Origin of the sequence: Pseudomonas putida, from assembly GCF_016406145.1 — a bacterium.
GTDB lineage: Bacteria > Pseudomonadota > Gammaproteobacteria > Pseudomonadales > Pseudomonadaceae > Aquipseudomonas > Aquipseudomonas putida_E.
Window position 1 is genome coordinate 5,642,270 of the sequence record NZ_CP066306.1, and the last position, 25,916, is coordinate 5,668,185.

Annotated in this window: 24 protein-coding genes; 9 read left to right on the forward strand and 15 right to left on the reverse strand. The window is 61.0% G+C overall.

All coding sequences use genetic code 11. The features are described 5' to 3' along the window. Nucleotides 1-4 precede the first annotated feature (4 nt). From JET17_RS25985 to JET17_RS26000, 4 genes are read left to right on the forward strand one after another with little or no spacing between them, the layout of a single operon-like run. On the forward strand, nucleotides 5-1,138 hold the full coding sequence (locus tag JET17_RS25985; RefSeq protein ID WP_012316838.1) for an ABC transporter permease: 1,134 nt from the start codon (nucleotides 5-7) through the stop codon (nucleotides 1,136-1,138). Then, nucleotides 1,135-1,926, forward strand: coding sequence for an ABC transporter ATP-binding protein (locus tag JET17_RS25990; RefSeq protein WP_012316839.1), 792 nt, complete (start codon nucleotides 1,135-1,137; stop codon nucleotides 1,924-1,926). The genes JET17_RS25985 and JET17_RS25990 overlap by 4 nt, the downstream gene beginning before the upstream one ends. A gap of 3 nt (nucleotides 1,927-1,929) precedes the next feature. Continuing rightward, nucleotides 1,930-2,868: an MlaD family protein gene (locus tag JET17_RS25995; protein WP_012316840.1), complete on the forward strand. Its 939-nt coding sequence runs from the start codon at nucleotides 1,930-1,932 to the stop codon at nucleotides 2,866-2,868. Beyond that, the gene (locus tag JET17_RS26000) at nucleotides 2,865-3,488 is read left to right on the forward strand and encodes an ABC-type transport auxiliary lipoprotein family protein (RefSeq protein WP_012316841.1); all 624 of its coding nucleotides are present in this window, start codon (nucleotides 2,865-2,867) and stop codon (nucleotides 3,486-3,488) included. The genes JET17_RS25995 and JET17_RS26000 overlap by 4 nt, the downstream gene beginning before the upstream one ends. Here JET17_RS26000 and JET17_RS26005 read toward each other — a convergent pair. The 6 genes from JET17_RS26005 to JET17_RS26030 form a co-directional block, all read right to left on the reverse strand. Further along, nucleotides 3,470-4,699 carry a nucleoside recognition domain-containing protein gene (locus JET17_RS26005; RefSeq protein ID WP_012316842.1) on the reverse strand — a complete coding sequence of 410 codons (1,230 nt, stop codon included), beginning with the start codon at nucleotides 4,697-4,699 and terminating at the stop codon, nucleotides 3,470-3,472. The genes JET17_RS26000 and JET17_RS26005 overlap by 19 nt on opposite strands. 152 nt (nucleotides 4,700-4,851) lie before the next feature. Further along, nucleotides 4,852-6,180: a glutamate/aspartate:proton symporter GltP gene (gene gltP, locus JET17_RS26010; protein WP_012316843.1), complete on the reverse strand. Its 1,329-nt coding sequence runs from the start codon at nucleotides 6,178-6,180 to the stop codon at nucleotides 4,852-4,854. A gap of 735 nt (nucleotides 6,181-6,915) precedes the next feature. After that, nucleotides 6,916-7,386, reverse strand: a complete 471-nt coding sequence (locus tag JET17_RS26015; RefSeq protein ID WP_012316844.1) for an inhibitor of vertebrate lysozyme family protein — start codon at nucleotides 7,384-7,386, stop codon at nucleotides 6,916-6,918. Between the two features lie 2 nt (nucleotides 7,387-7,388). Further along, nucleotides 7,389-7,550 (reverse strand): DUF1328 domain-containing protein, encoded by a 162-nt coding sequence (locus tag JET17_RS26020; RefSeq protein ID WP_003252966.1) that lies wholly within the window; start codon nucleotides 7,548-7,550, stop codon nucleotides 7,389-7,391. A gap of 57 nt (nucleotides 7,551-7,607) precedes the next feature. Then, nucleotides 7,608-7,892 carry a hypothetical protein gene (locus tag JET17_RS26025; RefSeq protein WP_012316845.1) on the reverse strand — a complete coding sequence of 95 codons (285 nt, stop codon included), beginning with the start codon at nucleotides 7,890-7,892 and terminating at the stop codon, nucleotides 7,608-7,610. Between the two features lie 177 nt (nucleotides 7,893-8,069). Continuing rightward, nucleotides 8,070-8,891, reverse strand: a complete 822-nt coding sequence (locus tag JET17_RS26030; RefSeq protein WP_012316846.1) for a BON domain-containing protein — start codon at nucleotides 8,889-8,891, stop codon at nucleotides 8,070-8,072. A gap of 210 nt (nucleotides 8,892-9,101) precedes the next feature. Between JET17_RS26030 and algB the strand changes: the two genes are divergently transcribed. Both algB and JET17_RS26040 read left to right on the forward strand, forming a co-directional pair. Beyond that, the gene (gene algB / locus JET17_RS26035) at nucleotides 9,102-10,448 is read left to right on the forward strand and encodes a sigma-54-dependent response regulator transcription factor AlgB (RefSeq protein WP_012316847.1); all 1,347 of its coding nucleotides are present in this window, start codon (nucleotides 9,102-9,104) and stop codon (nucleotides 10,446-10,448) included. Next, the gene (locus tag JET17_RS26040) at nucleotides 10,445-12,223 is read left to right on the forward strand and encodes a KinB sensor domain-containing domain (protein ID WP_012316848.1); all 1,779 of its coding nucleotides are present in this window, start codon (nucleotides 10,445-10,447) and stop codon (nucleotides 12,221-12,223) included. Before algB ends, JET17_RS26040 begins: the two co-directional genes overlap by 4 nt. 57 nt (nucleotides 12,224-12,280) lie before the next feature. On the opposite strand, the gene JET17_RS26045 is transcribed toward JET17_RS26040, so the two are convergent. The 7 genes from JET17_RS26045 to JET17_RS26075 form a co-directional block, all read right to left on the reverse strand. Next, the gene (locus JET17_RS26045; RefSeq protein ID WP_042111834.1) at nucleotides 12,281-13,900 is read right to left on the reverse strand and encodes an EAL domain-containing protein; all 1,620 of its coding nucleotides are present in this window, start codon (nucleotides 13,898-13,900) and stop codon (nucleotides 12,281-12,283) included. 87 nt (nucleotides 13,901-13,987) lie between these two features. Beyond that, nucleotides 13,988-14,764 carry an N-acetylmuramoyl-L-alanine amidase gene (locus JET17_RS26050; protein WP_198823188.1) on the reverse strand — a complete coding sequence of 259 codons (777 nt, stop codon included), beginning with the start codon at nucleotides 14,762-14,764 and terminating at the stop codon, nucleotides 13,988-13,990. 65 nt (nucleotides 14,765-14,829) lie between these two features. After that, nucleotides 14,830-16,791: a GGDEF domain-containing protein gene (locus JET17_RS26055; protein WP_012316851.1), complete on the reverse strand. Its 1,962-nt coding sequence runs from the start codon at nucleotides 16,789-16,791 to the stop codon at nucleotides 14,830-14,832. 97 nt (nucleotides 16,792-16,888) lie between these two features. Beyond that, nucleotides 16,889-17,743: an endonuclease/exonuclease/phosphatase family protein gene (locus JET17_RS26060; protein ID WP_012316852.1), complete on the reverse strand. Its 855-nt coding sequence runs from the start codon at nucleotides 17,741-17,743 to the stop codon at nucleotides 16,889-16,891. A gap of 11 nt (nucleotides 17,744-17,754) precedes the next feature. After that, nucleotides 17,755-18,390 carry a thiol:disulfide interchange protein DsbA gene (gene dsbA / locus JET17_RS26065; protein WP_012316853.1) on the reverse strand — a complete coding sequence of 212 codons (636 nt, stop codon included), beginning with the start codon at nucleotides 18,388-18,390 and terminating at the stop codon, nucleotides 17,755-17,757. Between the two features lie 169 nt (nucleotides 18,391-18,559). Beyond that, on the reverse strand, nucleotides 18,560-19,177 hold the full coding sequence (locus JET17_RS26070; RefSeq protein ID WP_012316854.1) for a c-type cytochrome: 618 nt from the start codon (nucleotides 19,175-19,177) through the stop codon (nucleotides 18,560-18,562). Nucleotides 19,178-19,208: 31 nt separating this feature from the next. After that, a complete protein-coding gene (locus JET17_RS26075) occupies nucleotides 19,209-19,511 on the reverse strand; it encodes a c-type cytochrome (protein WP_012316855.1) in 303 nt (100 codons plus the stop codon). A 193-nt stretch (nucleotides 19,512-19,704) separates the two neighbouring features. Between JET17_RS26075 and yihA the strand changes: the two genes are divergently transcribed. Further along, nucleotides 19,705-20,337, forward strand: coding sequence for a ribosome biogenesis GTP-binding protein YihA/YsxC (yihA, locus tag JET17_RS26080; protein WP_012316856.1), 633 nt, complete (start codon nucleotides 19,705-19,707; stop codon nucleotides 20,335-20,337). Nucleotides 20,338-20,705: 368 nt separating this feature from the next. On the opposite strand, the gene polA is transcribed toward yihA, so the two are convergent. Beyond that, nucleotides 20,706-23,453 (reverse strand): DNA polymerase I, encoded by a 2,748-nt coding sequence (gene polA, locus JET17_RS26085; RefSeq protein WP_012316857.1) that lies wholly within the window; start codon nucleotides 23,451-23,453, stop codon nucleotides 20,706-20,708. A gap of 74 nt (nucleotides 23,454-23,527) precedes the next feature. On the opposite strand from polA, the gene JET17_RS26090 reads away from it, so the two are divergent. Then, nucleotides 23,528-23,815: a DUF2782 domain-containing protein gene (locus tag JET17_RS26090; protein WP_012316858.1), complete on the forward strand. Its 288-nt coding sequence runs from the start codon at nucleotides 23,528-23,530 to the stop codon at nucleotides 23,813-23,815. Between the two features lie 69 nt (nucleotides 23,816-23,884). After that, a complete protein-coding gene (locus JET17_RS26095; protein WP_012316859.1) occupies nucleotides 23,885-24,835 on the forward strand; it encodes a homoserine kinase in 951 nt (316 codons plus the stop codon). Nucleotides 24,836-24,986: 151 nt separating this feature from the next. Here the strand turns inward: JET17_RS26095 and JET17_RS26100 are convergent, their stop codons facing one another. After that, entirely contained in the window at nucleotides 24,987-25,895 is a 909-nt protein-coding gene (locus JET17_RS26100; RefSeq protein WP_012316860.1) for a zinc ABC transporter substrate-binding protein, read from the reverse strand. Between the last annotated feature and the right edge of the window lie 21 nt (nucleotides 25,896-25,916).

A 25,916-nucleotide genomic window follows, 5' to 3' on the forward strand; every position in this document is an offset into this window, starting at 1 on the left:
ATGCATGGAGCCTATGACTACCCCCAGCGCCACCCTGGATACCAGTAGCCAACCGCCCTGCCTGCGCATTGCCGGTGACTGGACCCTGGCCCACTACGCCAGCCTCAAGCGCGACAGCGAACGCCTGCGTACCCAATACGACGCCGACGCCGTAGCCGATCTCAGCCAACTGGGCCAGCTCGATACCGCCGGCGCCTCGCTACTGGCTGAGCTGCTGGGCTCTGAGCGCCTGTCGCACTGCACTCAAGAGCTGCCCGATGCCAGCCGCGCCCTGCTCAAGAACGTCTACTGCTCGGTTCAAGACTACTGCATCCCGGTAAAGGAACCCGAGCGCCATGTCTTGATCCTGCTGCTGGAGCGCATCGGCCGCGCGGTCAATACATTGTGGCAAGACACCCTGCAGTTGCTCGGCTTCATCGGCCTGATCCTCGAGACCCTGCTGCGCCGGGCCTTGCAACCGCATCGCTGGCGCCTCACCCCGGTTGTCTCGCATATCGAGCAGACCGGCCTGGACGCAGCGCCTATCGTCGCATTGCTGACGTTTCTGGTGGGCGCGGTGGTCGCCTTCCTCGGGGCGACCGTGCTGGCCGATTTCGGCGCAACCGTGTTCACCGTCGACCTGGTGGCGTTCTCGTTCCTGCGCGAATTTGCCGTATTGCTGACCGCCATCCTGATGGCCGGCCGCACAGCCAGTGCCTTCACTGCGCAGATCGGCTCGATGAAGGCCAACGAAGAAATCGACGCCATCCGTACCCTGGGCCTGAACCCGATCGAACTGCTGGTCGTACCCCGGGTCTTGGCACTGCTGATCTCACTGCCGCTGCTGACCTTCGTCGCGATGATCTGCGGCATCGTCGGCGGTGCTGTGGTCTGCGCGCTTTCACTGGATATTTCGCCGGCCATGTTCCTCTCGCTGCTGCAAAGCGATATTGGCGTGCAGCACTTTCTCGTCGGCTTGGCCAAGGCCCCCTTCTTTGCCTTCCTGATCGCGGCCATTGGCTGCCTGGAAGGCTTCAAGGTCAGCGGCAGCGCTGAGTCGGTAGGCGCCCACACCACCTCCAGCGTGGTTCAGTCGATCTTCGTGGTCATCGTGCTCGATGCAGTGGCTGCGCTGTTCTGCATGGAGATGGGCTGGTGAGTGCCCCGGAAGCAGTGATCCAGGCGCGGGGCATCTGCAACCGCTTCGGCAGCCAGAGCGTGCACGAGAACCTCGATCTGGACCTTTACCGTGGTGAAATCCTGGCCGTGGTTGGCGGATCGGGTAGCGGCAAGTCGGTGCTGCTGCGCAGCATCATTGGGCTAAGGCTGCCGAACGAAGGCCAGATCAAGGTGTTTGGCCAGAACCTGGCCGGCCTGCATGAAGAGCAACGCTCATTGGTCGAACGACGCTTTGGCGTGTTGTTCCAGAAGGGTGCGCTGTTCTCCTCGCTGACCGTCACCGAGAACGTCGCGTTACCACTGATCGAGCATGCAGGCCTGTCGCGCGCCGATGCAGAACATCTGGCCGGGGTGAAGCTAGCCTTGGCCGGCCTGCCGATTTCAGCCGCAGACAAGTACCCCTCTTCACTGTCTGGCGGCATGATCAAGCGCGCCGCACTTGCCCGCGCACTGGCCCTGGACCCGGACATCCTGTTCCTTGACGAACCCACTGCCGGCCTCGACCCGATCGGCGCCGCCGCCTTCGACCAACTGATCCTCACCCTGCGCGACGCCTTGGGCCTGAGCGTGTTCCTCATCACCCACGATCTGGACACGCTCTACACCATCACTGACCGCATTGCGGTGCTGTCGCAGAAGAAAGTGCTGGTGGCAGGCCCGCTGGCCCAAGTCGAACAGACCAACGACCCGTGGATTCACGATTACTTTCACGGCCCACGCGGGCGGGCGGCTGAACAGGCCGCCAACCGTGCCGGGCAGGAGCGCTGAACGATGGAAACCCGAGCTCATCACGTCCTCATCGGCCTGGTCACCGTGCTGGTGGTGGCCGGTGCCATGCTGTTTGGCCTGTGGCTGACCAAGTCCAGCGTCGACGACGCCTTCAAGGACTACGAAGTGATCTTCAACGAAGCCGTGTCCGGGCTGTCCCGCGGCAGCCCCGTGCAATACAACGGCATCAAGGTCGGTGACGTGACCAGCCTGCGCCTGGACCCCAAGGATCCGCGCCGGGTGCTGGCCCGGGTTCGTCTGAGCGGCGATACGCCGGTCAAGGAAGACACCCAGGCGAAACTGACCCTCGCCGGCGTCACTGGCAACTCATTCATCCAGCTCAGCGGCGGCACTCCGAAAAGCCCAGAGCTCAAGGGCAAGGACGGCAAGTTGCCAGTGATAATCGCCTCGCCCTCCCCCATCTCGCAGCTACTCAATGACAGCAGCGACCTGGTCACCAACATCAACCTGCTGCTGCACAATGCGAACCAGATGTTCTCGGAAAACAATATCGACCGCCTGAGCAACACCCTGGCCAATCTGGAACAGACCACCAGTGCGTTCGCCAACCACAAAGGCGGCATTTCCCAGGCCATAGAGCAGCTGGCCCAGGTCGGCAAACAGGCCAACGCCACGCTGGCCGAAACCCAAGCGCTGATGCGCAATGCCAACAGCCTGCTCGGCACCCAGGGCAAACAGGCCATCGGCAGCGCCGAGCAGGCCATGCAATCGCTGGCCGCCAGCACTGCGACCATCAACAGCCTGCTCAATGACAACCGCCAGTCCATCGACGACGGCGCGCAAGGCCTCAACCAGCTGACACCGGCCATCCGCGAACTGCGTGAAACCCTCAACTCACTCAAGGGCATTTCCCGACGCCTGGAAGCCGACCCGAGCGGCTACCTGCTTGGCCGCGACAATATCAAGGAGTTCCAGCCATGAAGCTGTCGCTGCGCCTGCTGGCCTTGACGGCCGCGCTGAGCCTGTCTGCCGCCTGCTCGATCCTGCCCCAGAGCGAGCCTGTGGATATCTACCGGCTACCGGTCAACCAAGCCAGCCACAGCGCGACCCCGGTGCCATGGTCGTTACGCTTGAACAAGCCGCTGGCAAGCGAAGTGCTGGCCGGGCCACGCATCGCTGTGATCCCCAAGGGCGACGTGGTCAGCAGCTACAAAGGCGCCCGCTGGAGCGACCCGGTGCCGTTGCTGTTACGCAACCGCCTGCTCGATGGCTTCCAGCGCGACGGGCGTGTACAGCGTCTGAGCGCCGACGACAGCAACCTACAGGCCGACTATGAACTGGCCGGTGAACTGCAGGCGTTTCAGAGCGAGTACCGGCCAACCGGTACGGTGGAGGTAGTGATCCGCTATGACGCGCGTCTGGTTCAGGGGCGCAGCCAGCGAATCCTTGCCAGCAAGCGTTTCGAGGTGCGTCAGCCGCTGGTAGATACGCAGGTTTCGGCCGTGGTGGCCGGCTTCGGCGTGGCCAACGATCAACTCGCCGCGCAGGTGGTGAACTGGACCGTGGCGCAAAGTGCTCAGGCTCAGGCAAAGAACCAGTAGCAGACCAGGATGGCAGCAATGACACCGGACAGTTCGGCCAGCAAGGCGCACCCTACTGCATGGCGTACGCGCTGGATGCCGACAGCACCGAAATATACCGCCAGCACGTAGAACGTGGTTTCGGTGCTGCCCTGAACGGTAGCGGCTACAAGTGCCGGGAAACTGTCCACACCATGGGTCTGCATGGTCTCGATCAGCATCGCCCGCGCCGCACTGCCGGAGAACGGCTTGACCAATGCGGTCGGCAGGCCCTCGACGAAGCGGGTGTCCATACCCATCCAACTCACCGCGTGACGAATGCCATCCAATGCCAGCTCAAGGGCCCCGGAGGCGCGCAGCACACCAACGGCCACCAGCATGGCCACCAGGTAGGGCAGCAGGCTCTTGGCCACGTCGAACCCTTCCTTGGCGCCTTCGACAAAGGCTTCATACACCTTCACCCGCTTCAGCGCACCGATTACCAGGAACAGCATGATCACACCAAACAGCGTGAGGTTGCCGAGGACAGACGACAGGCTGGCGAGCGCAGCAGCCGACAGGGTACCGAGGAAAGCCATGAAGCCGCCCAGCAGCAGAGCACCCGGGATCATATAGGCCAGCACCACAGGGTCCCACAGGCGCAAGCGCTGCATCACCGCCACCGATAGCAGACCGACCAGGGTCGAAACGCTGGTCGCCAGGAGGATCGGCAGGAACACCAGGGTCGGGTCAGTAGCGCCCTGCTGGGCGCGGTACATGAAGATGGTCACCGGCAGCAGAGTCAGCGATGAGGCATTGAGCACCAGAAACAGGATCTGCGCGTTGCTCGCGGTAGTGCTGCTGGGGTTGAGCTCCTGCAGGGCGCGCATGGCTTTCAGGCCGATCGGAGTAGCGGCGTTGTCCAGGCCCAGACCGTTGGCAGCAAAGTTCATGGTGATGAGGCCCAGTGCCGGGTGGCCGGGCGGCACTTGCGGCATCAGCCGGGCGAACAGCGGGCCGAGCACTTTGGCCAGCCATTCCACGATACCGGCCTTTTCCGCGATCTTGAGGAAACCCAGCCAGAGGGTAAGGGTGCCGAACAGCAGGATCATGACCTCGACCGACAGCTTGGCCATGGCGAAGATGCTCTCGACCATCGCGGCGAAAATGCCGGCATTGCCGCCGACCAGCCATTGGGCCAGGGCCGATACGGCCGCCACCAGGAAAAAGCCAAGCCAAAGGCCATTGAGCATCCGTGTGTTCCCCCAGAAAAGTGCCTGAATGATAACGCACCAACGGCTGCTTTAGCCTGCTCTGGCCATTTCGCCGGTTCGCCGGCGATATGATCCCTACACATAGCAAAAAGCCCCGAATGAATCGGGGCTCAATGTTCAACGCGTCAGGTTCAGCGCTTGGCGGTCTCGCCAACCAGCGCCGCTTCCTTCTTGTCCGCAATCAGCGAGGCGTAGTACTGCTCGCCCTTGGCGGCGTCGTACATGCCTTCCCAACGAGCGATCACCAGGGCAGCCAAGGCATTGCCGACCACGTTCAGAGCGGTACGCGCCATGTCCATGATCCGGTCGACCCCCGCGATGAAGGCCAGGCCTTCCAGCGGAATGCCTACGCTGCCCAAAGTTGCCAGCAGGACCACGAACGATACGCCCGGCACACCGGCAATACCCTTGGAGGTCACCATCAGGGTCAGCACCAGCAGCAATTGCTGGCTCCAGGACAGGTCAATGCCGTACAGCTGGGCGATGAAGATCGCCGCGATGCTCTGGTACAGGGTCGAGCCGTCGAGGTTGAACGAGTAACCGGTCGGTACCACGAACGAGCAGATCGACTTCGGTGCACCGTACTTTTCCATCTTCTCGATGACGCGCGGCAGCACGGTCTCGGAGCTGGAAGTGGAGTAAGCCAGGATCAGCTCATCTTTCATGATGCGCATGATCTTGATTACCGAGAAGCCGAACAGGCGGGCTACAAGGCCCAGCACCATGAAGGCGAAGAAGGCGATGGCGAAGTACACCAGCAGCACCAGCTTGGCCAGAGGCAGCAGCGAGCTGAAGCCGAAGTTGGCGACCGTCACGGCGATCAGTGCGAATACGCCGATCGGGGCGTAGTTCATGATCATGTGGGTGACCTTGAACATGGTCTCCGACACGCCCTGGAACGTACGCACCAGTGGTTCACGCAGGTCTGCCTGCAGGCTCGACAGGCCCAGGCCGAAGAGCACCGAGAAGAAGATGATCGGCAGCATCTCGCCACGCATCAGCGCCGCGAAGATGTTCGACGGGATCAGGTTCAGCAGGGTCTCGATGAACGCATGCTCATGCTGCACCTCGGCGGCGGTCGCCTGGTACTTGGAGATGTCCACGGTGCCCAGGGTGCTCATGTCGATGCCGGCGCCCGGGTGGAACAGATTTGCCAGGACCAGGCCGACAACGATGGCGATGGTCGTCACCACCTCGAAGTAGATGATGGTCTTCAGGCCGATGCTGCCCAGTTTCTTCGCGTCGCCAACCCCGGCGATGCCCACGATCAGCGACGAAATCACGATCGGGACGACGATCATCTTGATCAGGCGAATGAAGATGTCACCGGCGGGCTGGAGAACGTTGCTGATCCACCATGCCTTTTCTGCACTGAAATGATTCAGTAGCGCGCCGATTGCAACGCCCAGGACCAGACCGATGACGATCTGCCAGGCGAGGCTCAGTTTTGCCTTCTTCATGTCTTTACCCTTTGTTCTAGTGATCACGGGCACCGACCGGAAAAGCACGTAACAGAGCCGTTGGCAACGTCACGGGCATCGTACAGCTTCCGTCCGGAGGCCTCATGTAAGGACACCGCAAGCGAGCGACAGGGCGCTCGGGCCAGCGAAAAGGCGGCAACTATTGCGATGGGCAAGGACGAAATCTAATGCCGGAAGCGCATGCCCCATACCGATTCGGCATACAGCAATGCGTCAAAATGGGGCATACGCAAGTCATTGATTTATAACGTTCGGAAACCCGAACAAGACCAAACCGCCAGATCTCGGCTGATTTGGCAGTATGCAGAAGAAGGAATTGATGGCCTGTTCGACAATCCGAATGGCCGAAATGACACTTAGCCACGACAGGGCTGGACGAAAAAAAATTGATGTGCGGTCAAGACAAAATGTGTCTCAGCAAGAAAAAGCTGAAAGCAAGACGTGGAAACGAAGATGGCATCTCGGAAGCCAGGCCAGGTTTCTGTGGGAAAAATCACTCCCTGACCTGAACCTCCGATATTGCCTTGCCTGACCCGGCCCATTGCTGGAGGTACTCCCTGTACCCCTAGGCCACTCCGATCCTGCAACAATCAGAACAGCCCGGCCCCTTGGTCATGTGCAGCCCCTCCTCGGGGCGGCGCATCATAGAAGCGAGAACTATAGAAAGGTTCCGCGTCTATTACGTGACAGTGCGCGACCTATCGTCCGTGACACTCAGTACCAGTTCGGGTCACGCTTGAGCTGCTCCTTCAGCATCGCCTGCATGCCTTCGTCCGGCTCACCCAGCCAACGATACTGCGCATGGCGGGTTGGAGCCTTGTCACTCGGCAGGCCCTCGGGTACCTCAACCAGCATCCCGTAGGCGTCATCCTTGTCCCAGCTGAACGCTACGATCAGGCGTTTATAGGTGCATTTGTCCTTCGATTCACACAGCGGGCCGACCAGGTATTTATCACCATCCTCGGTCACTGCGGACATCTGCTCCTGCGCACTGCCCGTAAGGTTCATCACCCAGTCGGGCAGGCGTTCCTCGCCTTTGATCGCGTCCTGCCAGGTTTCCCGGTACTCAGGGTCAGAGCCGAGCAAGTTGTCGGCGCTGACCTGGCCATCATTGGCCGCCATCGCCGCTGCGCTACCACCCAACAGCAGAGCGGCAGCTACGGCGTTGCAAAGCTTCCTGCTCATCTTCAACCTCGACCACGTCCAAAGAAGAAGGAGGCTACGAACAGGACCAGGAAGACAATGAACAGGATCTTCGCGATACCCGTGGCAGCGCCGGCGATACCACCGAAGCCGAGTACGGCGGCGACAATGGCGATGATGAGGAAAGTGATAGCCCAACTCAGCATGATGCTTCTCCTTTCTTTTTCTGAAATCGATCCGGTCGGTGTCGAAACCGCAGCGCCTTAGAACACCCAGCGTTGCTGGGGCACGACTTTTTCAACTGTGGCCGGCGAGGGGTTGGCCGAAGGCAGCTTTTGGGCTGCCCTCACCAATGTGTTGGCACGTGTCGCCTGGATCTGCGCCAGCAGCGCAGTCTGCGCCGCAACCTGTTCAGTGAGTCGCGCGGTCTGCCAGCTGTAGTAAAAAAGGCCTGCGGCCAAAGCCAGCAGCAACGCCATACCCAATATCAGGAACTGGCGCAGTGGCAGTGCGGCGATCTGCGAACGGTTGACGGATTGGCGGTTCATGCCGGCTTCTCCTGCTGTAATTTTTCTATTCAAACCTGAACAGGTAATTGCAGCCTGCGTGCCAGCCGTTCGATTTCTAATAATTCTTTATAAATCAGTCACTTAGGCAATCATATGATTGGGCCTGAGGACGTATCCTGCACGATGCCCGCCTTAGCGTCGTGCGTATTGCACGATTCATCCTTCAACCTTGGTCGCCACCTTGAGCAGATCGGCATCCACCCCACGTACCCCAATGATTTGCCGCGCGATCTCAACGGCGATGGTTTTCTGCTCGCTGCTGACCACCTCACCCGACAGCCGCACCATGCCGCCCTCACTGGCCACCTTGATGTTCAGGCCATCAAGGTTGCGGCTGAAACGGAAGCTGTTCTGGATCTTGTCGATCACCCAACTGTCACTTGGCTGCGGCCCGGTGGACACGCCCACTGGCGTTTCGCGAGCCTGGGCCATGGCTGCGGAATCCAGACTGACCAGGTTGTTGACCAGATGCACACCGTCAGTGGTCCGCGCCACCACCCCAGCCAGTTCCTTGGCTTCAGCGCTGTCGACCTTGCCGCGCAGGGTGATCACACCTTCACTGCTCTGTACCTCGATAGGCGCCTTCTGCGTCGTACGGCTCCACAGCAGACGCGCACGGATGACGGCAGCCAGGGTGGCATCCTCAAGACGCTGAGCGTAAGCCCGCAATTCGAGCGGGCGCTCGACCAGACCGGCGTTGACCTGCAACTGGTTATCGACCTGCTCGATGCCTCGAGTCGCCTGTGCGACGTGTTCGGCCAGCTGACGCTCAACCTCATTCTCGACCTCACCCGTCAGGCGTGCCCGCTTTCCATCCACCTCGACCTCAATGCGAAACGGGTTGAGCATGCGATTGAGCGCCAGCGCCGTCTGTAGGGAGCCCTCCAGGCGTGCATCCTGAACAGGGTCGGCAAACGCTGGGCTGCAAATGGACAACAGGCTGGCCGTCAACACAACCATTCGAGTGGTAAAAGGCATGACCGCACTCCTTCTGTAGGCTAAATCCACAAATCGTCGCAACCAATGTGCCACCTCAATGCTCTAAGGCAAGCATTGAGATATCGCGGGTTCACGGCATTCTTTGGCCATTGGCTAGCATGCATAGGACAGAATCCTTCAGAATTGACCATGCAACTTGCCCGATTTTTCCCACACTAAATGAAGATCTTTCCCAAAGGAGCGCTGGAAATGGAATCAGCCCAGGACAACCAAGGCCGTATTCTGCTTGTGGATGACGAGTCCGCGATCCTGCGCACCTTCCGCTACTGCCTCGAAGATGAGGGCTACAGCGTGGCCACAGCCAACAGTGCCGCGCAGGCCGAAGCCTTGCTCCAGCGCCAGGTGTTCGACCTGTGCTTCCTCGACCTGCGTCTGGGTGAAGACAACGGCCTGGACGTGCTGGCACAGATGCGCATCCAGGCACCGTGGATGCGGGTGGTGATCGTCACTGCGCATTCGGCCATCGACACTGCGGTCGATGCGATCCAGGCCGGCGCAGCCGACTACCTGGTCAAACCCTGCAGCCCGGACCAGTTGCGTCTGGCTACCGCCAAACAGCTGGAAGTCCGCCAATTGTCGGCACGCCTGGAGGCGCTCGAAGGTGAAGTGCGCAAGCCCAAGGACGGCCTGGACTCGCATAGCCCGGCAATGATGGCCGTGCTGGAAACCGCACGTCAGGTGGCAACCACCGACGCCAACATCCTCATTCTTGGCGAATCAGGGACCGGCAAGGGCGAACTGGCACGCGCCATTCACAGCTGGAGCAAGCGTGCACGCAAGGCCTGCGTCACCATCAACTGCCCGTCGCTGAACGCCGAGTTGATGGAGAGCGAGTTGTTCGGCCACACCCGCGGCGCATTCACTGGCGCCAGTGAAAGCACACTCGGCCGCGTCAACCAAGCCGATGGCGGCACGCTGTTCCTCGACGAGATCGGCGATTTCCCCCTGACATTGCAACCCAAGCTACTGCGTTTCATCCAGGATAAAGAGTATGAGCGGGTAGGCGACCCAGTCACCCGACGCGCCGATGTGCGCATCCTCGCGGCGACCAACCTGAACCTGGAAGAAATGGTCCGCGAAAGCCGCTTCCGTGAAGACCTGCTCTACCGCCTGAACGTCATCACCCTGCACCTGCCGCCCCTGCGCGAGCGCAGTGAGGACATCCTTACCCTGGCCGATCGCTTCCTCGCCCGTTTCGTCAAGGAATACGCGCGTCCTGCCCGCGGCTTCAGCGACGAAGCCCGCGCCGCACTGCTCAATTACCGCTGGCCGGGAAATATTCGCGAACTGCGCAACGTGGTCGAGCGCGCCAGCATCATCTGCCCACAGGAGCGCGTGGAAATCATCCATCTGGGTATGGGCGAGCAACCTGCCGGCAGCGCTCCCCGGGTCGGTGCGGCCCTGAGCCTGGATGAACTGGAGCGTGCCCACATTGGCGCCGTGCTGGCAGCCAGTGACACTCTGGACCAGGCCGCCAAGACCTTGGGTATCGATGCCTCGACCCTGTACCGCAAGCGTAAGCAGTACAACCTATGAGATGGCCAATGAAGCTGCGTACGCGCCTCTTCCTCAGCATTTCAGCGCTGATCACAGTCGCTCTGCTGGGGCTGATGCTAGGCTTGGTCAGCGTCTTGCAAATGACTGCCTCGCAGCAAGCGTCGGTGCGCAATACCACCCATGTTCTGGAAATAGGCTTGAAGCTACGGCAGAACCTGGGCGAGCAACTGATGCTCATCCTCGATGCGCAAACTTCGCCTCAGAGCCTGCGAGCGCTGCAAGAGAATTTCCAGGACCTACTTGACCAAGGGCTCGCCCAAGGCGGTGAACGTACCGGCTTCAGCAAGGCCAGCAGCAACTATCAAACCTTCCTGAGTGCCTATCGCCAAAGCCCTGCACCGGCAAACAGCATGGGTGCCGACCAGCCACTGGGCGCCGCGTTCAACCAAGTGCGCACCGATCTGATCGATTCGCACAAGCTTGCCATCGATTACATCACTCGCAGCGAACAACTGTCCCGCGACCGCGCTTTACTGGTCAGTGGTGTACTCGGCCTGACGGGCTTGGTGGTGCTGATGCTCGGCTTCTTTACCGCTCACAACATCGCCCGCCGCTTCGGGCAACCCATCGAAGCCCTGGCCAAAGCTGCAGATCAACTCGGCCAAGGTAACTTCGATGTCACGTTACCCGTCAGTCAAGCCATAGAAGTCAACCAGCTGACCCGCCGCTTCGGGCTGATGGCCGAGGCGCTGCGCAAGCACCAGGAAACCAACGTCGATGAACTGCTGGCCGGCCAACAACGCCTGCAGGCTGTGCTCGACAGCATCGACGATGGCCTGCTGATCATCGACCGCCAAGGCCACCTGGAGCATCTCAACCCGGTCGCCCAGCGCCAGCTCGGCTGGAGCAACAACCGCCTGGGCAGCCCCTTGGCAGAGGCACTGCAGCGCCCAGAGCTGGAGCAACAGCTGCGCCAGGTGCTGCGCGGAGGTAGCCTGGACCGCCCACCTGAGGACCTGAGTATCGAGGTTGATGAAGAATCACGCCTGCTGTCCTACAGCCTGACCCCGGTCAGCCACCCGCAAGGACCGATTCTCGGTGCCGTGATGGTGCTGCACGATGTGACCGAGCAGCGCGCTTTCGAGCGTGTGCGTAGTGAGTTCGTACTACGCGCCTCCCACGAACTGCGTACGCCGGTCACCGGCATGCACATGGCCTTCGGCCTGCTGCGAGAGCGCGTGAAGTTTCCACCGCAGGCGCGTGAGAATGACCTGTTGGAGACCATCGGCGAGGAAATGCAACGCCTGACCCAGCTTATCAACGACCTGTTGAATTTCTCTCGCTACCAGAGCGGGCTGCAAAAACTCGAACTCGCCCCCTGCGCCATCGACGAACTGCTCGAACGTGCCCAGGTACGGTTCAGCGAGCAGGCATCAGTCAAGCAGATCGAGCTGATCAAGGCGCTGGAACCACCGCTGCCTCGGATCCAGGCCGACATCGCCCAACTGGATCGCGTGCTCGACAACCTGCTGCACAACGCCATTCGGCATACCGGCAGCGGGGGGCGAATCCGTCTACATGCGCGACGCCACGCAGAACGCGTCATCATCAGTGTCGAGGACAATGGCGAAGGCATTGCCTACGGACAGCAGGGGCGGATTTTCGAACCCTTTGTACAGGTCGGGCGCAAGAAGGGCGGGGCCGGGCTGGGCCTGGCATTGTGCAAGGAAATCGTGCAATTGCACGGCGGCCGCATGGGCGTCTTCTCCCGGCCTGGGCAAGGGACCCAGTTCTACATGGCTCTTCCGGTCTGAGTTCTTGACCTGCAAAGGTCGTTGAGGACAACGCCTTGCCGGCCACCGCAAGTACGTTCAAGGTTCATCATCTATCCGCGGCCTCCGGACCTGCCGCCCTCGCGTCACCAACTCGACGAACTGCCGGGCATTAAGCGGATGGGCGAACAGCCAGCCCTGGCCATAATTGACGCCCTCACTGTTGAGCAACACCGCCTGGGCCTCGCACTCTATGCCTTCGGCTATCACCCGTAGATGAAGGTCATGGGCCATGCGAATGATATGAGGCGCCACCCCACTGCTGGCGGCGTCATGCCCGAGCGCGTCGATGAAGGCCTTGTCGATTTTCAGGCAGTCCACCGGCAAGGTCTGCAGATAAGCCAGGCTGCAGTAGCCAGTACCGAAGTCATCGATCAATACCTGATGCCCCACCGCACGAAGCGCCTGCAGGTTGTCACGGGCCACCACCACATCGATCAGTCCCCGCTCGGTAACCTCGAAGGCAATCTGGCTGGCAGCCACCCTGTGCAGTGCCAGCAACCGTGCCGCCACCCGGCCAATGCGCGGGACCATCACATCACAGGCGGCCAGGTTCACCGAGATGTAAAGGTTGCGGTGCGAACGCAGCAACTGGCCAAGTTGCTCAAGCACCCGTTGCAGCACGAAATCAGTGATCTGGCGAATCTGCCCGGTATTTTCGGCCAGCGGAATGAACAGGTCCGGGCTGGTAAGGGTCCCGTCAGGGCGCCGCCAGCGTACCAGCGCCTCAGCGCCCACGCAGCGGCGGCTGTCGAGCTCGATGATCGGCTGATAGAGCACCTGCAGTTCACCGCGGCGTAAAGCGTTCTGCAACTCTGAGCTCATGGAACGCCTTTGCAGGATCAGCTGCAGTACCAGCCAGCCGATACAACAGGCAGCCAGAACACTACCGGGGAACAGCAGCCAGAGCATGCCGTTCATCCTCAATGGCAGGCTGGCACGCGGTGCGATCAGCACAAGCTGGTAATCGGGCGATTTGGTCAGCATGCGATAGACAAGGCGGTCGTGCAGCTCGAACAACGAATTGCCGCTGGGTGGCGGCCAATGCTCAGCTGGCGGCCAGACTTGTGGCGGCCCCAGTACTGGTATCGCTCTGGTGCCATTGTCCAGCACCACCAACAGGCTTCCTCCGGGCGGCAGGTCAACCACGTCGGTCAAATGCCCGCGCGACGTCGAGACCAGGAAGTTGCCCCGTGCAAGCATCAACGCCGCAAGGTTTTCGTTGGGTTCGGTGGTGGTATTGAGCCAATAGCTGTAGGTCGGGCCCTGGATGTCCGGAGCCCGCGTGGGCACGAAAGCCCGTGCCCCGCCGCGGTTGGAGCAGGCGACATTGACGTCTACGTATGCCGCCTCATAAATGAAACGCGAGCCCAGCCCAACTTGCTGCAACAACGCCAGCATCGCCGGGTTGCAGCCGCGCAAAGGCTGCGCCTGCAGGTCATCGACCCCTTCACGCAGTTGACCGAAAACTTGCTCGAGGCGATCAAGAAAACGCTCGCCCTGAGCATTCATCTGCGCACTCTCGCTCTGCTTCATCTGCTGCAGCGCAATACCGATACTAGCAGTCAGCAACACCGCAGCGCTGGCCAACGCTGCCAGGGAGGCCAGCATCCAGGGACGGTAAAAAAATTGGCGCAACGCAGTTATCAGAGCCGACATGGGCAGCATCCAGTTGATATACAGGGTATAGCAACTGAATGGCGTGTTGGCTTGGCCGTTTGGCGGAGCCCAAGGGTGCGCGGAGGATCAGCGCATCCGGTTGAGTACTTGAAGCATGGCAGCTGTCTGCGCATCGGGCATGCCGTCGAAGCGCTGTGGCCGGAAACGCATCTGGAACGCCGCAATGACATGGCGGGTAGCGACATCGAGCTGCCCGGTCTGTTCGATGGCGTAGCCGAAGCGCGCCAGCTCTTGCTGGTACCAACCTATGCTCGGCGGATTGACGTTGAAATACGCCTGCTGGCGCGCCACGGCATTAGGCTCTGGCCAAACCCCAAGCCCCGCATCGGCCAGACGCTTCCATGGGAACAGCGGCCCCGGGTCCAGTTTGCGCAAGGGTGCGATATCACTGTGGCCAATGATATGGCGAGGGTCGATGTTGTTACGTTTGACGATATCCGTGAGCAGCGCGATCAGAGACTGAATTTGCGCTTCGCTGTAGGGGTACCAGACTCGCCCGTTGGGCGTGGTGTCAAAGCCTGGGTTGACGATCTCGATGCCGATCGAGCTCGAGTTCAACCAGGTTCGCCCCTGCCATTGGCTGTCCCCGGCATGCCAGGCACGACGGCTTTCATCGACCAGTTGGTAAACCGTGGCCGGGCCATCTCCGATCAAGTAGTGGCTGCTGACCTCGCCATGGGTAAGCAGTGCCAGCGAACGCTCCAGCGAGGCATTGGTGTAATGCAGCACAACGAACTGGATGCGGTTGTCATGGTTGGCCGAGGGGTGGCTGCGGTCGATACGCAGGCCGGTCGAACAACCGGCCAGAACGATCAGCAAAAATGCAATGAGCAACGCTTTCATGGAAGAAGCCAGGGTGATTAGCCAGTGACGCGTTAGCATAACGTATGCGCACCCGGCTCACCCGCTCAGCTTTGTTCCACCCGATTACGGCCCAGGTCCTTGGCCCGGTACAGCGCCGCATCAGCACGCTTTAGCACCTGATCATCGCGCTCACCCGAGCGGAATGCGCTCAAACCGATGGAGGCGGTGATAACCACCCGTTCGCCCTTGAAATGGAACGGACACGCTTCGATCGCGGCACGCAGCACCTCGGCCACTTGCGCAGCTACGGTGGGTGACGTCTGCGCCAGCAACAGTACGAACTCCTCGCCACCGAAACGGGCGATGAAATCGCGCGGCCGCAAGCGCTTGCGCAACTGGTCAGCGACGATCTTCAGTACCTTGTCGCCCGCCAGATGGCCATAGCTGTCATTGATGCGCTTGAAATGGTCCAGGTCGAGAATCGCCATCGCCAAGTGGCCGCCGTTCTCCTGCCAGGCCTGCATTTCGCGCTCTACCTGCTCGCTCCAGGCCGCGCGATTGGGCAGCCCGGTCAGCGGGTCGATCAATGCCTTCTGCCGCGTTTCCTCAAGGTGTTCGCGGTAGCCGAGGGCCTCCTGCTCCATGTTCGCGACGCGCTCGGCTAAGCCCTGAAGGCGCCCGGCCAGCTCCTGTTCGCGGCGGTCACGCTCATGCTGATGCTCATCCATTGTGACCAGCAGCCCTTCCAGGCGGTTCTCGAGAATGTGCTTGAGGCTGTCCACATCGACCGCCCCTTGCACGCTGCTTTGCAGGCCATCGACCTGTTCACGCAGCTGGCTGTCAAGCTCGCGTGCAGCAGAACTGTTGTCGGCATGACCGGCACTGGCTTCATGAAGGTGGCTCTGGAAGCTCTCGAGACGCTCATTGAGCTGCTGCAGGTAAGTCTCGAATTCGTGCTGCCCGCTGTCGGTGATCGCCAGCATGAGCACGGCCAGGTCATCGAGCACCGGGATCAGCTCATACCAGTTCAGCCCCCGTGCCACGCGCTCGCGCATTTCCAGTGCCTGGGCTTTGTGGCGTTCGGGTAGGCTGAGGTCATCGAGCAGGCCGATCAGGGTTTGCTCGATATGCGCGGCAACCTGACTGTAAGGCGGCTCGACTGCATCAGGGAGTGAATAGGGTCCGTCTTCGCCGAAGGTTTCTTCCAGGGGCTTGAGCGCTTGTGGCTCATCGACCTGTATTGGCAGCTCGGTTCGAGCGCCCTCGATGCGCTGCGGTTGCTCAGCACAGACGGGTGCAACCTCGACCGGCTCCTGTGCGTGCGGCTCAGGCTCGCCTGGAACGGGCGGTGCGGCAACAGGCGTTTCAGGCACCACAGGCACTGGGTTATGAACCTCAGGTGCTACCAACGGCTGCAGCTCGTCGATATCCCGGGGTGGTAGATCCACCAGCACCGGACCGTCCGGCAATGGCTGCAGTTCAGGCGCAGCGATTGCAGAAGGGGCCGCCGGCTCTAAAGAGTTGTCACCCCGCGGTTCGCTCTCGCGGTTGCCGAACAAGCGCTGCAAAAAGCCCGGCCTGGCATCCTCATCCGGCCTGTTCAACGATGACAGCGCCCGCCCCTGCAACCCGCTCAGCTCTCCGAGCAGCGGCGGCAACTCGCGCGACTGGCTGACGCCGCCGTCGAGTTTCTTCGCCAGTTTCTTGAGCGATCGCGATACATCACCAGACAACGGCAGGCCTTGCAGCTGCGTCACGAGCGCGGTCAGCGCATCGCTGACCTGGTTCATGCGGGTTTCGCGGCGTTGCTCGGAGTCGAGCACGGCCTTTTCAAGACGGGGGATCAACCCGGCAAGCCCGGCATCCATATTGTCGCTGCGAATGACCTCACGCATTTCCTTCATGCATTGGTCCACCGCCTTGTCGCTGCCTTCAGCGGCCAGGGTACTGCGCACCAGGCCTCGACGCAGCAGGTCAAGCCGCGCTGCCCATCGCCGCTCCAGCTTTTCCTGCTGTTCGATGCTTTTAAGGTATTTTTCTTTCCAGCGCTCGGCTTCTTCGGTCATGCCTGGATCCGCAACGGGTGATGCATCGGTGGGCTATGGTTACACGCTGTCGGCGCACGGCTGGAACTCTTGAGTGCTCCAATAGCCTTTTGCTGATCTAGCTCAGGGCCGGAAGCGTATCCACAGTCAATGCATCAGGCAATCGGATCTCTACTGCGACCGGAAGATGATCGGAAATAGGTTGGGCCAGCACCTCGACCCGCTCCAGGGTCAGGCTAGGGCTGAGCAGGATGTGGTCCAGGCACCGCTGCGGGCGCCAGCTGGGAAAGGTGGCTTCGACCTGAGGTGCAATCAGGCCCAGATCACGCAATGGAGAATGGTCGAGCAGGTCGTTGGCATGGGTGTTCATGTCGCCCATCAGGACCTGATGGCGGTATCCACCGATCAGTTCACGGATGTAGGCAAGCTGGCGAGCGCGGGTCCTGGCACCAAGCGCAAGATGCATCATGACCACGATCAGCGCGTCCTCGCCTTCACCGAAGCGCACCAGGATCGCACCGCGGCCGGAGGGACCGGGCAGAGGGTGATCTTCCAGCAGATGCGGCTTGAGGCGGCTGAGTACGCCATTGCTGTGCTGGGCGAAATGCCCAAGGTTGCGGTTGAGCTGTTGGTACCAGTAAGGGAAGCCCCCCAACTGGGCCAGGTGCTCCACCTGATTGACGTAACCAGAACGAAGGCTGCCGCCATCTACTTCCTGCAAGGCCACCAGGTCGAAATCATTGAGCAGGTCGCCGATTTTCTGCAGATTGCCGGCGCGCCCGGTGTGCGGCAGCAGATGCTGCCAGCTGCGGGTCAGGTAGTGCCGATAGCGCTCGGTACTTATGCCGACCTGGATATTGAAGCTGAGCAGCCGCAGGCGACCATCTTCCGGCAGGCCATTGGCCTGCAGATGATGCTCGTTGACCTGCGGCTGGTGCAGGCCAACCCCTCGCGCGGTTCTGAAGCGGGGCATGGGTTCGCCGCTTACTTAGCGGCGCGCTCCTTGTCGATCAACTGGTCGGCGACATTCAGCACACCTTCCGGACCTTGAGCTGTGCCGAGGTCAAAACGGTACTTGCCATTGACCACCATGCTAGGTACGCCAGTGATTTCGTACTTTTTCGCCAGCTCCTTGGCCTGGTTGACCTGGCCCTTGATGGCGAACGAGTTGAAGGTGGCGAGGAACTTGTCCTTGTCGACGCCCTGGGTGGCGAGGAAGTCAGCCATGTCCTGGGGATCGGTCAGGCGCTTGCGCTGGTTCTGAATGGCATCGAACACCGCCGCGTGAACCTTGTGCTCGACGCCCATGGCTTCGAGGGTCAGGAACATTTGGCCGTGGGCGTCCCATGCACCGCCGAACATCGCAGGCACGCGTTTGAAGTTGACGTCCTTCGGCAGTTTTTCAACCCAAGGGTTGATCACCGGCTCGAAGTGATAGCAATGAGGGCAGCCGTACCAGAACAGCTCGACCACTTCGATCTTGCCGGGAACGGACACCGGAACAGGGTTGCTCAGCTCGAGGTACTCCTTGCCGGCCGTGACAGGCTCCGCAGCCTGAACGGCGGACATACCGAATACGCTGGCGGCGACCAGCGCAGCGCTGAGAATCAGTTTACGCATGCTTTACTCCTGAGCAGTCTTTGGTCGCCTCGACACGACCTGTGTTGAGACAGGTCGGGAAGGGCCCGAGTTCTGTAGTGTACCGGCTGCGGACTGAAAAAAGGGCGGTCCGCGCCGCCCTTTCATCTTTAGCGTTGCAGCATTAACCGAATGTTAATGCGCAGATATCTCAGTGAAGGCCCTGGATATAACTGGCCAACGCTTCGATATCATGGTTGCTCAGCTTGCCGGCTATGGTCCGCATGGTCATGGCATCACCATCATTGGTGCGGTTGCCTTCGCGGAAGTCGGTGAGCTGCTTGGTCACGTACTGCGAATGCTGGCCACCCAGGTGCGGAAAGCCCGCCAGCGCGATGCCTGCGCCATTGGGCGAGTGGCACCCGGTGCAGGCAGGCATGCCTTTTTCAAGATCGCCGCCATTGAACAGCGCCCGGCCACGCTCGACCAACTTGGGGTCGGCGGCACCGACGCTGCCTTTCTGGCTGGCGAAGTAGGCGGCGATGTCGGCCAGGTCCTGGTCGTTGAAGTTGGCCAGCATGCCGGTCATCTCCAGTACGGTACGCTTGCCGGACTTTATGTCATGCAACTGTTTTTCGAGATAGCGCTGGCCCTGGCCGGCCAGTTTCGGAAAATTGGGCGCCAGGCTATTGCCGTCGGGGTTGTGGCAGGCACCACAGATGGCGGTCTTGGCCTGGCCGGCGGCGGCATCGCCTTTGACAGGTTCTGCAGCAGTGGCCGCACCTGCGACACCCATGGTCAACAGCAGACTCACGACTAGTTTGTTCATCAGCTAATCCAACACGGCTAAGGGTGAAATGTTATGTATCGGGACTGCCGCTCATCCAAAGGATGACCAAACGGTAGTCCTCGGCACTGCAGTCCATGCACAATCCACGCGGCGGCATAGCCTTGAAACCCTGAGTCACATGCGCCATGAGTACCTCCATGCCTTGCGCCAGCCTTGGCTCCCAGGCTGCCCGGTCACCCTTCTTGGGCGCCTGTGGCAACTGCCCGGCGTGACAGGCCGCACACGTGCGGTTGTACAACGCCTCGGGATCCTGTGTAGCCTGTGCGCTGAAAAACGGCAGGAACATACCGACAGCTAGCAGCCATTTCGCCATGCGGAACGACCTGACAGGGTTGGGGGACGCGCTGCGTTCTGATGCGCGAGCTATTGTTCGACACCCCATGCCCGTTCTCCTTCGCTGGGAGAATGAGCACACAAATACTGGGGCATTATATACTTCCGCCATCCAAACGGAAACGACACCGCTTGCCGGCCTAGGCTTTGGCAACACCCACATCGGATATCCCATGCAAGTCAAGAACCCCATCCTCGGCCTCTGCCAGAAAGCCACATTCGCCCTCAGCGCTGCCAAGGTCGAACAATGCCCGGACGACCAGGGTTACGAGGTGGCTTTTGCCGGCCGTTCCAACGCCGGCAAATCCAGCGCCCTCAATACCCTGACTCATGCCAGCCTGGCGCGAACCTCGAAAACTCCAGGGCGCACCCAGCTGTTGAATTTCTTCAGTCTGGACGATGAACGGCGTTTGGTCGACCTGCCAGGTTACGGATATGCAAAAGTCCCGATCCCGCTCAAGCAGCATTGGCAGCGTCACCTTGAGGCCTACCTTGGCAGCCGCGAATGCCTGCGCGGCGTCATCCTGATGATGGATGTGCGCCACCCGATGACCGACTTCGACAAGATGATGCTCGACTGGGCCCGGGCAAGCGGCATGCCGATGCACATCCTGCTGACCAAGGCCGACAAGCTGACCCACGGCGCAGGCAAGAACACCCTGCTCAAGGTGCAGTCGGAAATCCGCAAAGGTTGGGGGGATGGCGTGACCATCCAGCTGTTCTCGGCCCCCAAGCGTCTGGGGCTGGAAGAGGCCTACAAGGTGCTGGCGGGCTGGATGGAGCTGGAAGACAAGCCGGTAGCCTGAAGCGACTTCATCGCCGGCAAGTCGGTTTCCCACCCTGTGGGGGCCGGCTTTTGGCGATAATGCAAGCATCGCCACGCCAAATTTCGGGCAAAAAAAACCCCGGACTTCGTATGGGGAGGGGGAAGTTCGGGGTCCAAGTCCGGACCGCTAGGGCGGGGTCCAGATATCTGCCAACACTTAACACAACATAGGAGCATCGAAGGGCTTCACCAGCCATTCAGTTACTCTGAGTTCCGCTTCACCGGTTTAGTTCCAGAGCCCTCAAAACTATTTGCGATAGTTTCATGAAACCGTAGTACTAATGGCATCGAGCCATGCCGGGATCCGCGTCGCTACAACCCGGATCCTACACAGGTTTCTCTGCTCAATCAGTGAGCTTCGTCCCAATTCGAACCAACGCCGACCTCGACCAGCAGTGGTACATCCAGTTGCGCGGCCTTGCTCATCTGCCCGCGAATTTCATCTTTCACCTGGTCTACGAGGTCTTCGCGCACTTCAAGCACCAATTCGTCGTGGACCTGCAAGATAACGCGAGCATCGAGGCCGCTTTCGCTCAGCCAGTTGTCAACGTTAACCATTGCCCGTTTGATGATGTCGGCGGCGGTACCCTGCATCGGTGCGTTGATCGCCGTGCGCTCGGCGCCCTTGCGTAGGGCCGGATTCTTGGCGTTGATGTCCGGCAGGTAAAGCCTGCGGCCGAACAAGGTCTCGACGAAGCCTTGCTCGGCAGCCTGGGCGCGGGTGCGTTCCATGTAGGCCAGTACGCCTGGGTAACGGGCGAAATAGCGGTCGATGTAATCCTGCGACTGCTTGCGGTCTACACCGATCTGCTTGGCCAGGCCGAATGCGCTCATACCGTAGATCAGGCCAAAGTTGATGGCTTTCGCGCTACGACGCTGATCGGTGGTGACTGCTTCCAGAGCTACGCCAAAAACTTCCGCAGCCGTGGCACGGTGCACATCCAGGTTATTGCGGAAGGCGTGCAGCAGGCCTTCGTCCTTGGCCAGGTGGGCCATGATGCGCAGTTCGATCTGCGAATAGTCCGCCGCCAGCAGCTTGTAGCCCGGGCTGGCGATGAACGCCTGGCGGATACGCCGGCCTTCGGCGGTACGGATAGGAATATTCTGCAGGTTCGGGTCGCTGGACGACAGGCGCCCAGTGGCGGCCACGGCCTGCTGGTAAGACGTGTGGATACGCCCGGTTCGCGGGTTGATCTGCCCCGGCAACTTGTCGGTGTACGTGCTCTTGAGCTTGCTCAGGCTGCGGTACTGCATCAGTACCTCCGGCAACGGATAACCTTGCTCGGCCAACTCGTCCAGTACTGCTTCGGCCGTGGATGGCTGGCCCTTGGCGGTCTTGCTCAGCACCGGCATGCCGAGCTTGTCGTAGAGGATCGAGCCGAGCTGTTTGGGCGAGCCGAGGTTGAATTCCTCACCCGCCAGCTCATAAGCCCGACGCTCGAGATCGGCCATTTTCACGCCCAGCTCACCGCTCTGTATCTGTAACAAAGCAGCATCAACCAGCGCGCCCTGGCGCTCGATCTTGGCCAGCACCGGCACAAGCGGCATCTCGATATCCATCAGCACCGGCAGCACGCTCGGTGTCTGCGCAAGGCGGGCCTGCAGCGCCTGATGCAGGCGCAGGGTAATGTCGGCATCTTCGGCAGCGTAAGGGCCAGCCTTATCCAGGTGGATCTGGTTGAAGGTCAGCTGTTTGGCGCCTTTGCCGGCGATGTCTTCGAAAGCGATGGTGGCGTGGTCGAGATACTTCTGCGCCAGGCTGTCCATATCATGACGGGTCGCAGTGGAGTTGAGCACATACGATTCAAGCATGGTGTCATAGGCAACGCCCTGCATCTGGATCGCCGGCGAGCCATTGGCAAGGATGTTGATATCGTACTTGGCGTTCTGCCCAACCTTTTCCTTGGCCGGGTCTTGCAGAAGCGGTTTCAATGCCAGCAACACGGCTTCGCGATCCAGTTGCACCGGCGCGCCTTCATAGTCGTGTGCCAACGGTACGTAAGCCGCTTCATGGGGTTCGACAGCGAAGGACAGGCCGACCAGCTGTGCCTTTTGCGCATCGAGGCTGGTGGTCTCGGTATCGAAAGCGAACAGCGGTGCCTGACGCAGCTTTTCCAGCCAGGCATCGAAGCGAGCCTGATCAAGGATGGTTTCGTATTTGGGCTCGACCTTGGCCGCAGGCGCCTCCAGTGGCGCAACTTCATCGCCAGCCCTGGCTGCGTCCCGCTGAACGTCGGCGATCCAGCTCTTGAATTCCATCTCGGTGTAAAGTGCCAGCAGCGCTTCACGGTCCGGCTCGCCGCACACCAGTGCGTCCACTTCGATATCCAGCGGCACATCGACTTTGATGGTCGCCAGTTCGTAGGACAAAAACGCCGCGTCACGGTGTTCTTCGAGCTTGGCCGGCAGGGTCTTGGCGCCACGAATCGCCAGTGCCGGCACCTTGTCCAGGTTGGCGTACAGGTCGCTGAGGCCGCCGCCGATACCGGTCAGCAGCCCTACTGCGGTTTTTTCACCGACCCCAGGTACGCCTGGGATGTTGTCGACCTTGTCGCCCATCAGGGCGAGGAAATCGATGATGTGCTCCGGGCCGACGCCGAACTTCTCATGCACGCCTGCCACATCCAGCACACTGCCAGTCATGGTGTTGACCAGGGTAACGTGGCCGTCTACCAGCTGCGCCATATCCTTGTCACCGGTCGAGATGATCACTGGCCGCCCCTTTGCCGCACTGCTGCGCGCCAGCGTGCCGATCACGTCGTCGGCCTCGACCCCCTCGACGCACAGCAGCGGGTAACCCAGAGCCTTGACGCTGGCATGCAGCGGCTCTACCTGCACCCGCAGGTCGTCCGGCATGCTGGGGCGGTTGGCCTTGTACTCGGCGAACATGGCATCGCGGAAGGTACCGCCCTTGGCATCGAACACCACGGCGAACAGGCTGTCGGGGTATTGCTTGCGCAGGCTCTTGAGCATGTTCAACACACCCTTGACCGCGCCGGTGGGCATGCCCTTGGAAGTGGTCAGCGGCGGCAGCGCGTGGAAGGCGCGGTAAAGGTAAGAGGAACCGTCCACCAGGACGAGGGGCGCTTGGCTCATGAGCAGAATCAACCTTTTCGGCGGGTCCGGAGCTAGAATAGCCGGATCAATGACGACAAAGGGACAAGGTTATCATGCGTACACTCAATCGCCTGTTACTGCTCAGCCTGTTGGCAACCATGCCAGTCGTCACCCTGGCGGCGGACGACGCCCCCTCGGCAGATCCCGAGGTGACCATTCGCACGGAAGGCGATAAAACCATCCAGGAATACCGGCAGAACGGCTTCCTGTATGCGATCAAGATCACGCCGAAAAACGGCAAGCCTTATTTTCTGGTACGCGCCGATGGCTCTGATGGCAATTTCATTCGTTCCGACCAACCGGACATGCTGATTCCGTCCTGGAAGATCTTCGAGTGGTAATCTGACGCGTACCGTTCACATCAACCTGGCACTTCCCGGCGGAAGTGCCCGTATGGGCATTCTTTCATCATGTCAGTCTTCACCCCCGTGACCCGGCCTGAGCTGGAAACCTTTCTGGCGCCGTATCAGCTGGGCCGTCTGCTCGATTTCCAGGGCATTGCCGCCGGCACCGAAAACAGCAATTTCTTCGTCAGCCTCGAACAGGGGGAGTTCGTCCTGACGCTGATCGAGCGCGGCCCCAGCGAGGACATGCCGTTCTTCATCGAACTGCTCGACACGCTGCACGCCGCCGATATGCCGGTGCCTTACGCCATACGTGACCGTGACGGCAATGGCCTGCGCGAGCTGTGCGGCAAGCCGGCACTGCTGCAGCCAAGGCTGTCGGGCAAGCACATCAAGGCGCCGAACAACCAGCACTGCGCCCAGGTAGGTGAGCTGCTGGCGCACATCCACCTGGCCACCCGCGAGCACGTCATCGAGCGCAAGACCGATCGCGGCCTGGACTGGATGCTCGCCAGCGGTGCCGAGCTGATGCCGCGCCTCACGGCAGAACAGGTTGCCCTGTTGCAGCCGGCGCTGGACGAAATCATCGCGCACAAAGCGCAGATCCTGGCATTGCCGCGGGCCAACCTGCATGCCGACCTGTTCCGCGACAACGTGATGTTCGAAGGCACCCACCTGACCGGCGTGATCGACTTCTACAATGCCTGCTCGGGGCCGATGCTGTACGACATCGCCATCACCGTGAATGACTGGTGCCTGGATGAAACCGGCGCGATCGATATGCCTCGTGCCCAAGCCCTGCTGGCGGCCTATGCTGCGCTACGGCCATTCACAGCAGCCGAGGCCGAGCTCTGGCCGCAGATGTTGCGGGTCGGGTGCGTGCGCTTCTGGCTGTCGCGTTTGATCGCGGCCGAGTCGTTTGCCGGGATGGATGTGATGATCCATGACCCGAGCGAGTTCGAGGTGCGTCTGGCGCAGCGCCAGCAAGTGGCTTTGCACCTGCCGTTCGCGCTCTGACCGAAGCGCCACCGCTCTCTGCAGGAGCGGCCTTGTGTCGCGAAAGGGCTGCGCAGCAGCCCCAGACATATCTGCGGCAGCGCGATATCCGGGGCCGCTTTGCGGCCCTTTCGCGACACAAGGCCGCTCCTACAGCGCCTATGCAAATGGCTTAAAGCTGCTCCAGGCACCCTGCCAGCTCACCGCCCAGCTTTTCCAGCAAACGCTCGTAACCCTTGGCATCCACTGCGTCGTTCCCGCCCAACGCATCCAGCTCAGCCAACCGCACCGGCAGACCGGCCGTCAGCGTCTCAGCCAAGCGCGGTCGCAGCGGCGGCTCACTGAACACGCAGGTCTTGCCCACTTCCTGTAGACGCTTGCGCATGGCAGCGACATGCTGCGCCCCCGGCTGCACTTCGGCCGCCACGCTGAACACACCCGCGTGCTTGAGCCCATAAGCAGACTCGAAGTAGTCAAACGCTTCGTGGAACACGAAGTAAGGCTTGTCGGCAATACCCGCCACCCGGGCCTTGATGCGTGCATCCAGGCCATCGAGGCGTTCAGAGAAGGCCTTCAGGTTGCTCTGATAGCGCGCAGCATTGGCAGGGTCCGCCGACGCCAGGTCTGCCGCCATCTTCGCCGCAATCACCCGGGCGTTAACTGACGACAACCACAAATGCGCGTCCAGGCTGCCCGGACGATGATCGTGGTCATGATCGTCATGCGCTTCTTCATCGTGTGAATGGCTGTCCTCGCCAAAGTGGCGCAACTGCATGCCCGGCAGCGACTGAACAGCCACGACAGGTTTGCTGCGGCTGCCCAACACCCGCGGCAGGAAGCCTTCCATGTCGGGGCCGATCCAGTACAGCAGATCGGCATCGCCGACACGGCGCACGTCGGACGGGCGCAGGGCATAGTGGTGCGGCGAGGCGCCAGGAGGCAGCAGCACCTCGGGGCTGCCAACCCCGTCCTGCACAGCGGCGGCAATCTGCTGCAACGGTTTGATACTGGTCAGCACACGCACGTCGGCTTGCGCCGAGCAGGCGATAAAAGCGACAAAAAGCACAAGCAATCGGGACACGATGAATACTCGACTCGGCAG

Excerpts from the sequence above, each read along its gene's own strand:
- algB (WP_012316847.1), top strand. The coding sequence starts at position 9,102 with ATGGAATCAGCCCAGGACAACCAAGGCCGTATTCTGCTTGTGGATGAC.
- JET17_RS26020 (WP_003252966.1), bottom strand. The coding sequence starts at position 7,550 with ATGCTGAGTTGGGCTATCACTTTCCTCATCATCGCCATTGTCGCCGCC.
- JET17_RS26050 (WP_198823188.1), bottom strand. The coding sequence starts at position 14,764 with ATGAAAGCGTTGCTCATTGCATTTTTGCTGATCGTTCTGGCCGGTTGT.
- JET17_RS26040 (WP_012316848.1), top strand. The coding sequence starts at position 10,445 with ATGAGATGGCCAATGAAGCTGCGTACGCGCCTCTTCCTCAGCATTTCA.
- JET17_RS26025 (WP_012316845.1), bottom strand. The coding sequence starts at position 7,892 with ATGAACCGCCAATCCGTCAACCGTTCGCAGATCGCCGCACTGCCACTG.
- JET17_RS26070 (WP_012316854.1), bottom strand. The coding sequence starts at position 19,177 with ATGAACAAACTAGTCGTGAGTCTGCTGTTGACCATGGGTGTCGCAGGT.
- dsbA (WP_012316853.1), bottom strand. The coding sequence starts at position 18,390 with ATGCGTAAACTGATTCTCAGCGCTGCGCTGGTCGCCGCCAGCGTATTC.
- gltP (WP_012316843.1), bottom strand. The coding sequence starts at position 6,180 with ATGAAGAAGGCAAAACTGAGCCTCGCCTGGCAGATCGTCATCGGTCTG.
- JET17_RS26055 (WP_012316851.1), bottom strand. The coding sequence starts at position 16,791 with ATGACCGAAGAAGCCGAGCGCTGGAAAGAAAAATACCTTAAAAGCATC.
- JET17_RS26090 (WP_012316858.1), top strand. The coding sequence starts at position 23,528 with ATGCGTACACTCAATCGCCTGTTACTGCTCAGCCTGTTGGCAACCATG.
- JET17_RS25985 (WP_012316838.1), top strand. The coding sequence starts at position 5 with ATGGAGCCTATGACTACCCCCAGCGCCACCCTGGATACCAGTAGCCAA.
- JET17_RS25995 (WP_012316840.1), top strand. The coding sequence starts at position 1,930 with ATGGAAACCCGAGCTCATCACGTCCTCATCGGCCTGGTCACCGTGCTG.
- yihA (WP_012316856.1), top strand. The coding sequence starts at position 19,705 with ATGCAAGTCAAGAACCCCATCCTCGGCCTCTGCCAGAAAGCCACATTC.
- JET17_RS26075 (WP_012316855.1), bottom strand. The coding sequence starts at position 19,511 with ATGGCGAAATGGCTGCTAGCTGTCGGTATGTTCCTGCCGTTTTTCAGC.
- polA (WP_012316857.1), bottom strand. The coding sequence starts at position 23,453 with ATGAGCCAAGCGCCCCTCGTCCTGGTGGACGGTTCCTCTTACCTTTAC.
- JET17_RS26060 (WP_012316852.1), bottom strand. The coding sequence starts at position 17,743 with ATGCCCCGCTTCAGAACCGCGCGAGGGGTTGGCCTGCACCAGCCGCAG.
- JET17_RS26045 (WP_042111834.1), bottom strand. The coding sequence starts at position 13,900 with ATGTCGGCTCTGATAACTGCGTTGCGCCAATTTTTTTACCGTCCCTGG.
- JET17_RS26000 (WP_012316841.1), top strand. The coding sequence starts at position 2,865 with ATGAAGCTGTCGCTGCGCCTGCTGGCCTTGACGGCCGCGCTGAGCCTG.
- JET17_RS26005 (WP_012316842.1), bottom strand. The coding sequence starts at position 4,699 with ATGCTCAATGGCCTTTGGCTTGGCTTTTTCCTGGTGGCGGCCGTATCG.
- JET17_RS26095 (WP_012316859.1), top strand. The coding sequence starts at position 23,885 with ATGTCAGTCTTCACCCCCGTGACCCGGCCTGAGCTGGAAACCTTTCTG.
- JET17_RS26030 (WP_012316846.1), bottom strand. The coding sequence starts at position 8,891 with ATGCCTTTTACCACTCGAATGGTTGTGTTGACGGCCAGCCTGTTGTCC.
- JET17_RS26015 (WP_012316844.1), bottom strand. The coding sequence starts at position 7,386 with ATGAGCAGGAAGCTTTGCAACGCCGTAGCTGCCGCTCTGCTGTTGGGT.